Annotated in this window: 4 protein-coding genes and 1 pseudogene; 2 read left to right on the forward strand and 3 right to left on the reverse strand. The window is 69.2% G+C overall.

The annotated features are described in order from the left end of the window. On the forward strand, positions 1–903 hold the full coding sequence (locus tag VFB40_RS25520; RefSeq protein WP_324855004.1) for an aminoglycoside phosphotransferase family protein: 903 nt from the start codon (positions 1–3) through the stop codon (positions 901–903). 393 nt (positions 904–1,296) lie between these two features. After that, a pseudogene (locus VFB40_RS28835) lies at positions 1,297–1,425 on the forward strand (helix-turn-helix domain-containing protein); the annotation flags it as partial. 55 nt (positions 1,426–1,480) lie between these two features. Here the strand turns inward: VFB40_RS28835 and VFB40_RS25525 are convergent. The 3 genes from VFB40_RS25525 to VFB40_RS25535 form a co-directional block, all read right to left on the reverse strand. Next, a complete protein-coding gene (locus tag VFB40_RS25525; protein ID WP_422653139.1) occupies positions 1,481–3,016 on the reverse strand; it encodes an ISL3 family transposase in 1,536 nt (511 codons plus the stop codon). A 159-nt stretch (positions 3,017–3,175) separates the two neighbouring features. After that, positions 3,176–4,303, reverse strand: a complete 1,128-nt coding sequence (locus tag VFB40_RS25530) for a hypothetical protein (RefSeq protein ID WP_324855006.1) — start codon at positions 4,301–4,303, stop codon at positions 3,176–3,178. Between the two features lie 63 nt (positions 4,304–4,366). Further along, a partial coding sequence (locus VFB40_RS25535; protein WP_324855008.1) for a tyrosine-type recombinase/integrase occupies positions 4,367–6,357 on the reverse strand: 1,991 nt, incomplete at its 5' end.

The following is a 6,357-nucleotide window of genomic DNA, read 5'->3' on the forward strand; positions in this document are numbered from 1 at the left end:
ATGCATGCCGATCAGCTGACCATCACGCCGGACATGGTGCGCGACCTGGTGCGTGACCAGTTCCCCGCGTGGCGCGACTTTCGCGTTCGAGAGGTCGCGTCGCAGGGTACGGTCAACGCCATCTTCCGCATCGGCGACGATCTGGCTGCCCGGTTCCCGCTCAAGCCCGACGGCGTCGAAGCCACCCGGCGTTCGATGGAGCGCGAAGCGCAGGCCGCAAGCGAACTCGCCGGCCGCACCCGATTTCCTACCCCCGAACCCGTCGCGATCGGCGAGCCGGGCCGCGGCTACCCGCTTCCCTGGTCGGTGCAGACCTGGATTCCGGGCGACATCGCCACCCCTACGGACCTGGCCGACTCCATCCCGTTCGCGCACGACCTGGCCGAGTTCATCCGCGGCGTGCGCGCGATCGACACGCGGGGACGCAGGTTCAGCGGAGACGGCCGCGGCGGCGACCTGAAGCCGCACGACCCGTGGATCGAGACCTGCCTCGAAAAGTGCGAGGGCTTCCTCGACGTGCCGCGGCTGCGGCAGATGTGGGCCGAACTGCGGCTACTGCCACGCGCTTCCGAAGACGTGATGACGCACGGCGACCTGATTCCCGGCAACGTACTCGTCTCCCGGGGCCGACTCGTCGGCGTGCTTGACGTCGGCGGCCTCGGCCCGGCGGACCCCGCCCTCGACCTGGTCTGCGCGTGGCACCTGCTGGACGCCGCCGCGCGCCTGCAGTTGCGCGAGGACCTGGCCTGCGACGACCTGCAGTGGCAGCGCGGCAAGGCGTGGGCGTTCCAGCAGGCGATCGGCGCGGCCTGGTACTACCGCGAGAGCAACCTGGCGATGAGCCAGATGGGTCAGGTCACCCTCAGCCGCCTGATGGCCGACGGGCTGTCCGCGCGGGCTTGAGGGGCGCCGCGTGAGGGGCCGCGCGTGCGGCGACCCCCGGAGCCGTCGCCTACGTGCCCGCCACCGCAACGCCGACCCAACCACCGTCCACTTCTCAGCATGCTGTGACACGCACGCGGCATCTCCCGTCAGGCTCGTGGTTGCTTTGGCCCACCTGCCCGCCCCGCTCCGCCTCCTCGCCTGGCGGCTCGGCCGCTCCACGGACTCAGGGCGCTGCCGCGCACGGGCTGCGCCCTGTACGCTGCGCTGCCCCTCCGGGCCGCTCGCTAGCCGTCCGTCGCCTCAGTACTCAGCGCTAGCTCACCGCGTCGAGCCAGTCGCTAGCGGCCGCGGCCGCCTGATCTACACTTGAATCAATCGGGGAGATCATGATTCAGCGCGCAAGGAGCAGCTATGCCAACCACGGATGGGGGTGCTCTGATCGAACGCGCCCGCGTCGCCGCGGGACTGAGCCAGCGCGCCCTTGCCGACGTGACGGGGATCTCGCAGTCGACGTTGTCGCGGATCATCTCAGGTCAGCAGGGGGAGTGTCCAGTCAACGGCTCTGTCGCACATTCGGTGGTGACAGGGTGTGAGGTCAGCCCAGGAGTATCCGGTGGCGTAGGAGGTCGAAGCCTGCTCTGCCGTGCATCTGGCGCATGATCCGCTTTGTCTTGGTGTTCACGCCTTCGGTGCCGCCGTTGTGGAACGGCAGGGTCAGGGCCGCGCGCACGGCGTTCTTGTCGAAGTCGAGGCCGCGGGTGAAGGCCTGAAGGTGAGGCAGGTCGACGGCGCGGACCGCGGTGGTCCACTGCTGGAGGCGCTCGGCGTTTCCCGCGCGCGGGGTGAGCAGATCGGCGAAGGGGCGGACGCAATCGGCGAGCGCGGTCATCTGCGGACAGGCGGCCGTCAACTCGCCAAGCAGGCTGCGATCCTTGTCCGAGAGTCCCTCGGGCCTGGAGAGCAGCAGGCGGCTGACGCGGCGTGGTGAGAGGCTTGAGCGTTCGGCCTCGACCCTGCCCTGGGTGATGTAGCGGTAGAGCAGGTTCTGGCTGCCGGTGTATCCCAGTGCCTTGATCTCCTCGAGCAATTGGAGCACCGGGACGGCGGGCTCTTCGGCGCGACGGCGCCGCAGGTGGTCACGATAGGGATCTACCAGGGTGGGCCGGTACTGCGGAGCTCGGATCAGGCGTTCGGGTTCGGGCACGCGCGCGTAGCGTTTGACGGTATTGAGCGCCAGGTTCAATCGGCGTGCGCACTCGAGCAGCCCGACGCCCCGGTCCAGCAGGTCGCGCACCTGCTGCCAGCGCTGCAGGGTGGTGGCCGCGCGCTTGCCCTCGCGGATCGGCGGGCCGACCTTCGCCCAGCACGCGCTGTGCGCGGCGACCTCCTTCAAGACCGCCTCGGCCAGGTTGTGGAAGATATGCCAGCGGTCCCCGACCTGCACCGCGTCCGGCAGAGCGCGGCGGATGGCCTCGGCGTAGGCACCCGAACCGTCGCGGCAGACGATCTCAACCCCCGGATGCTTGCGCAGCCAGGCCTCCAGTGCATCGGCACCGCGGCCGGGCAGCACATCGACACGCCGGCGGGTCTCGGCGTCGATCAGGATCGTGGCGTACCGGTGCCGCCGGCGCAGAGCGAAGTCGTCGACTCCCAGCACACGTGGGATCCGTAGTTCGGGAAGCGGCAAGCGCAGCAGAAGACGCACGGCGGTGTGCCGCGAGACGCCCATGGCCAGCACGGAGAGGGCACGCGATCCGGCACGTCCGGCCAGTTCCCGCACCACCGCGCCAATCTGCCCGGCAAGGCGCGAGGTGCGCCGCTGATAGCGCTCGAGAACGCCGGGAAGCTGCTCACGGAAGGTCTGGCGCACGCACTGCACGACTGTGCACTTCAGCCGCCGAACGCCCACCACGATCCGCACCCGCCGCGCGTCGAGCGGCACATCAGCCACGACCCGCTTCTGATACGCATGCACCCGGCTCGTCCCAGTCCCGCACCCCGGGCAGGCCACCGGACCGCACGGGGTCCGCGCCCACACCCGGATCAAGCCGCCCTCATCGGTTACGCCCTCGATGACCAGCGGCGCCAGCCCGGAGAACACCACGCTCACAAGATGATCGACATCACACACGGCACATCATGCAGCATCCTGACACACCGTCACCACCGAAAGCGCGACAGAGCCGAAAGCGCGACAGAGCCGAAAGTGTGCGACAGAGCCGAAGACCGTACAGTCCCTGCGGTTCGGGTACGCACGACATTGGGAGCGAGCTGCGGTTACGTCGTTGGTTCAGTGAGGCGCTGCGTGGTGTTGTCCGAGAGCGATCATGTGGCGCATGGCGGGGATCGGGATAAGAGGGTTGTGTGCGGAGTATTCGGCGCTGTGGGCGTCGAGAAGGAGCCGCACGAGCGCGTCTGCCGGAAGGGATGGGTTCATCCAAGCGCGCCATCGCACGGCTTGGTCCGGATCGGTTGTGAGCCGCCGCAGCGAATCCGGCGAGAGACGGCGGTCTGCGCCGGCGGCCATGCGAACGAGTCGGTCTGGGTCCAGGCTCAGTTCTTCGACCAGGGCGCTTGTGGCCGCGGGGTCGTCGAGTGTGAGCGCCCGTAGGCGCGGGTTCGGGTCGGTTGCGTAGCGCAGTAGGCCGTCGCGCGGGAAGTTCGGGTGGTTGCGTGGTCGGCCTGGGAAGGAGAGGCTGCCGTCCCACCACGATGCGACTTCCAGAAGCATCTGCGGCGGCGCGTCGTCGCAGGACTCGGCGAGAAACAGCCGTACAACGCGGTCTTCGTCGCGAGCGAGTAAGGCCACTACGTCCTCTGGGAGGTGCGCCGCCCTCGCGACGCTGCGACGCACGAGAAGTTTCGGTGAGGCTGCCAGTTGGCGCATGGCTTCAGCGCTGTGGTGGAGAGCGCCGATCCACCACAGCGCGGTCGTCTGGCCGTCCGGGTCGATGTCGGGTACCTCGGCGGCCGCGGCCGCGATCTGCTCGGGGGTCGTGGGCGGCGTGGCCCCGGGGTGCGGAGCGCGTCCGATGCCGCGGCCGCCGCGGGAAAGCCGCTGTGTGGCCAGGTGCTCTGCCGCGAATTCGGTCAGCAGTTCTCGCTCGCGCGAGCTCTGCGAGGTGGCGATGAGTCGTTCCCACTGGTCCTGGGAAAGGTGGCCGGTTTCGGCAGCAGTCGCGCGCACGCGCCTGGCGGTGTGCACGACCGCGGCGTCCAGGACCTCGGGCGGCAGGTCCTCGCGCCACAAAAGACCGGGTTCGTCGGCATCCAGCAGGGCGAGGAGCACGTCGGCGGGTGCCGCACGGTTGAAGCCGAGCCCGGAAAGCCATGACAGCGCCACCTTGCGGCTGACGTCGCTGGTTGAAGTGAGCATGCTCCAAGCGACGTCCGGCGCCTCGGTGGGAGTGTCGGCCACCAGGGAAGGCTAACGCTCAGGCGGCTTGCTGCGGCGCGGCCAACTCGGCCGCGCCGCAGGAGATCAACTCGGGTGTGTCACACCGACGATCGGTAGGGGCTTCGCGGTGGCCGGGATCGCGAGCTGGCGTGGGGTTGGGCCGGCAGGCGTCGGCACGTCGGCGAGCCGGTCAAGGAGTGCGTCGAGCGCGGCGTGTCCGTCATCGACCGCAGCCCTCTCATCCTCGGTCAGCGGGATGTTCGCGAGCATCTTCTGCAGGTTCTGCTTCGCTTCGAGCAACTGGCTTTTGCCCGAGTCCTTGGGAGCGTAGAAGTCGCATTTCGCGCAGGCCATCCGGTGCTGGCATTGTTCGAAGAAGGTGTAGGAGCAGTAGCCGTGTCCGAGGTCGTAGTACTGCCACGGTTCGCCAGCAGCGGCGGCTCCCGAAATGACGGCGTCGCGGTCGACCAGGACCTCGATCGCGCGCACGTTGCGGGCGAAGTAGCCCGCATCGTCGTAGGCGCGGGTCAAGGTCGTGGGGCTGATCTTCGCGTAGAACGCGGTGGACTGCGGGGAGCGATGGCCGAGCCAGGCTTGCAGCTCGAACAGCGTCATCGGCTCCTTCGCGTTGTAGAGCTGGCTGGCGATCGTCGAGCGGGCACGGTGGCTGGTGATGTTGCCGCGCACATCGGCGGCCGGAACCCCGGCCTTGCGACACAGCATGGGGATGACGGTGTTGTTGATGTAGGCCACGGATATCCGGCGGGCGCGCAGGGCGAAGAGCGCGTCGACCATCTCGCCGGTGCGACGGTCGAGCAGCCGGGGCTGGTCGGGGCGGATAGCCTGCCAGGCGTCGATGGCCTGTCCGAGAATCGGGTCGACCGGCTTGCTGAAGGAGGTGCCGGTCTTGTGCGCCGGCACGTCCAGCAGGCACACGGCATCGGCGACTGGAACGTCGGCGTTGCCGGGGATCGGGCGGCCGTCGTGCTGCCAGCGGATGCACCCGAGACGGAGCCGCGCGATCTCATCCGACCGCTGCCCAGAGAACAGCCAGGTCAACGTCACGGCACGGACCAACTCGATCGGGTAGAAGAACCCTGCTTTCGACGGCGGCAGATCCTCTTCTGTCAGGTTCAGCCCGGCCCACAGCAGCTTCGCCCAGATCTCGTCGGCGATCACACGAGGGTTCGGTCCGAGCATCGCGGCGATGGTCCGCGGCGTCGAAAGCGCCCGATTCGGATCGAAGCGGCGCGCCAGCCACTTCCATTCCTGGGCGTCGAGGAAGAAGCGGCGCAGCGCGGAGATCCGTGCGGCCTTCGTCGCCGGGTTCAACGGCTTGCCGATGTCGGCGGCGATCCCCACGGTGCGCTGGACGTAGTCGCCCACGCACATCCGATCGACCGCCGCGACCCATGCGGCGCACATGGCCCTGGTCCAAGTGGACGGGTCTTGCGCTTCCGGCTCCTGCTCGGCGGCCCACCGCCCGACTTTCAGCAGGTCCGCGCGCACCGACCCGCGCACCCTCGGCGTGAGTGTCGAGGTGGCCGACCACCGATCGGCCCAGGCCTCCCACAGCCCGGCCCCGCCGCCGGCCTTCGCGACGTGCGCCCCGGTCCGGCGGGCCGGCGCCTGGCAGAATCCGAGCTCGGCGACGGCGCGTTGGAGCGCGTGGAGGCTGTTGGCCCGGGCTCCGGTGAGCATCCTGGCCTCGCGCACCTCGTCGAACACCGTGGTGGTCAGGTCTTCCAGGTGCGGGCTGCCGTTGTGCAGCAGCACCAGGCTCAGCACGATCGGCAGCATTTGGTCGTCGGGCTCGCCGAGCCTGTAGCCCCAGGTCGCAAGGACCGCCCGTGCCCGTGAGATCTCTGCGTTGACCAGGTCGGCACCGAAGATCTGGCGAGCGAGGGTCAGTCGCTGGAAGCGGCCGAGTTCGTGGAAGTCGCGCAAACCGCCGAGCACGAAGGCGTGCGCGGCCAGATAGGGGCGCACCTCGTCACCGGCCCGCGGCGGGGCGACGCGCGTGAACTCGACCTGGGTGCGCCCGAGCAGCTCGATCCATTCGTGCCGGTCCCAGG

Source organism: Actinocrinis sp. (genome assembly GCF_035650855.1).
Taxonomy (GTDB): domain Bacteria; phylum Actinomycetota; class Actinomycetes; order Streptomycetales; family Catenulisporaceae; genus Actinocrinis.

What these genes read in the sequence shown, in the direction of transcription:
- VFB40_RS25520 (WP_324855004.1), top strand. Translation starts at nt 1, where the DNA reads ATGCATGCCGATCAGCTGACCATCACGCCGGACATGGTGCGCGACCTG.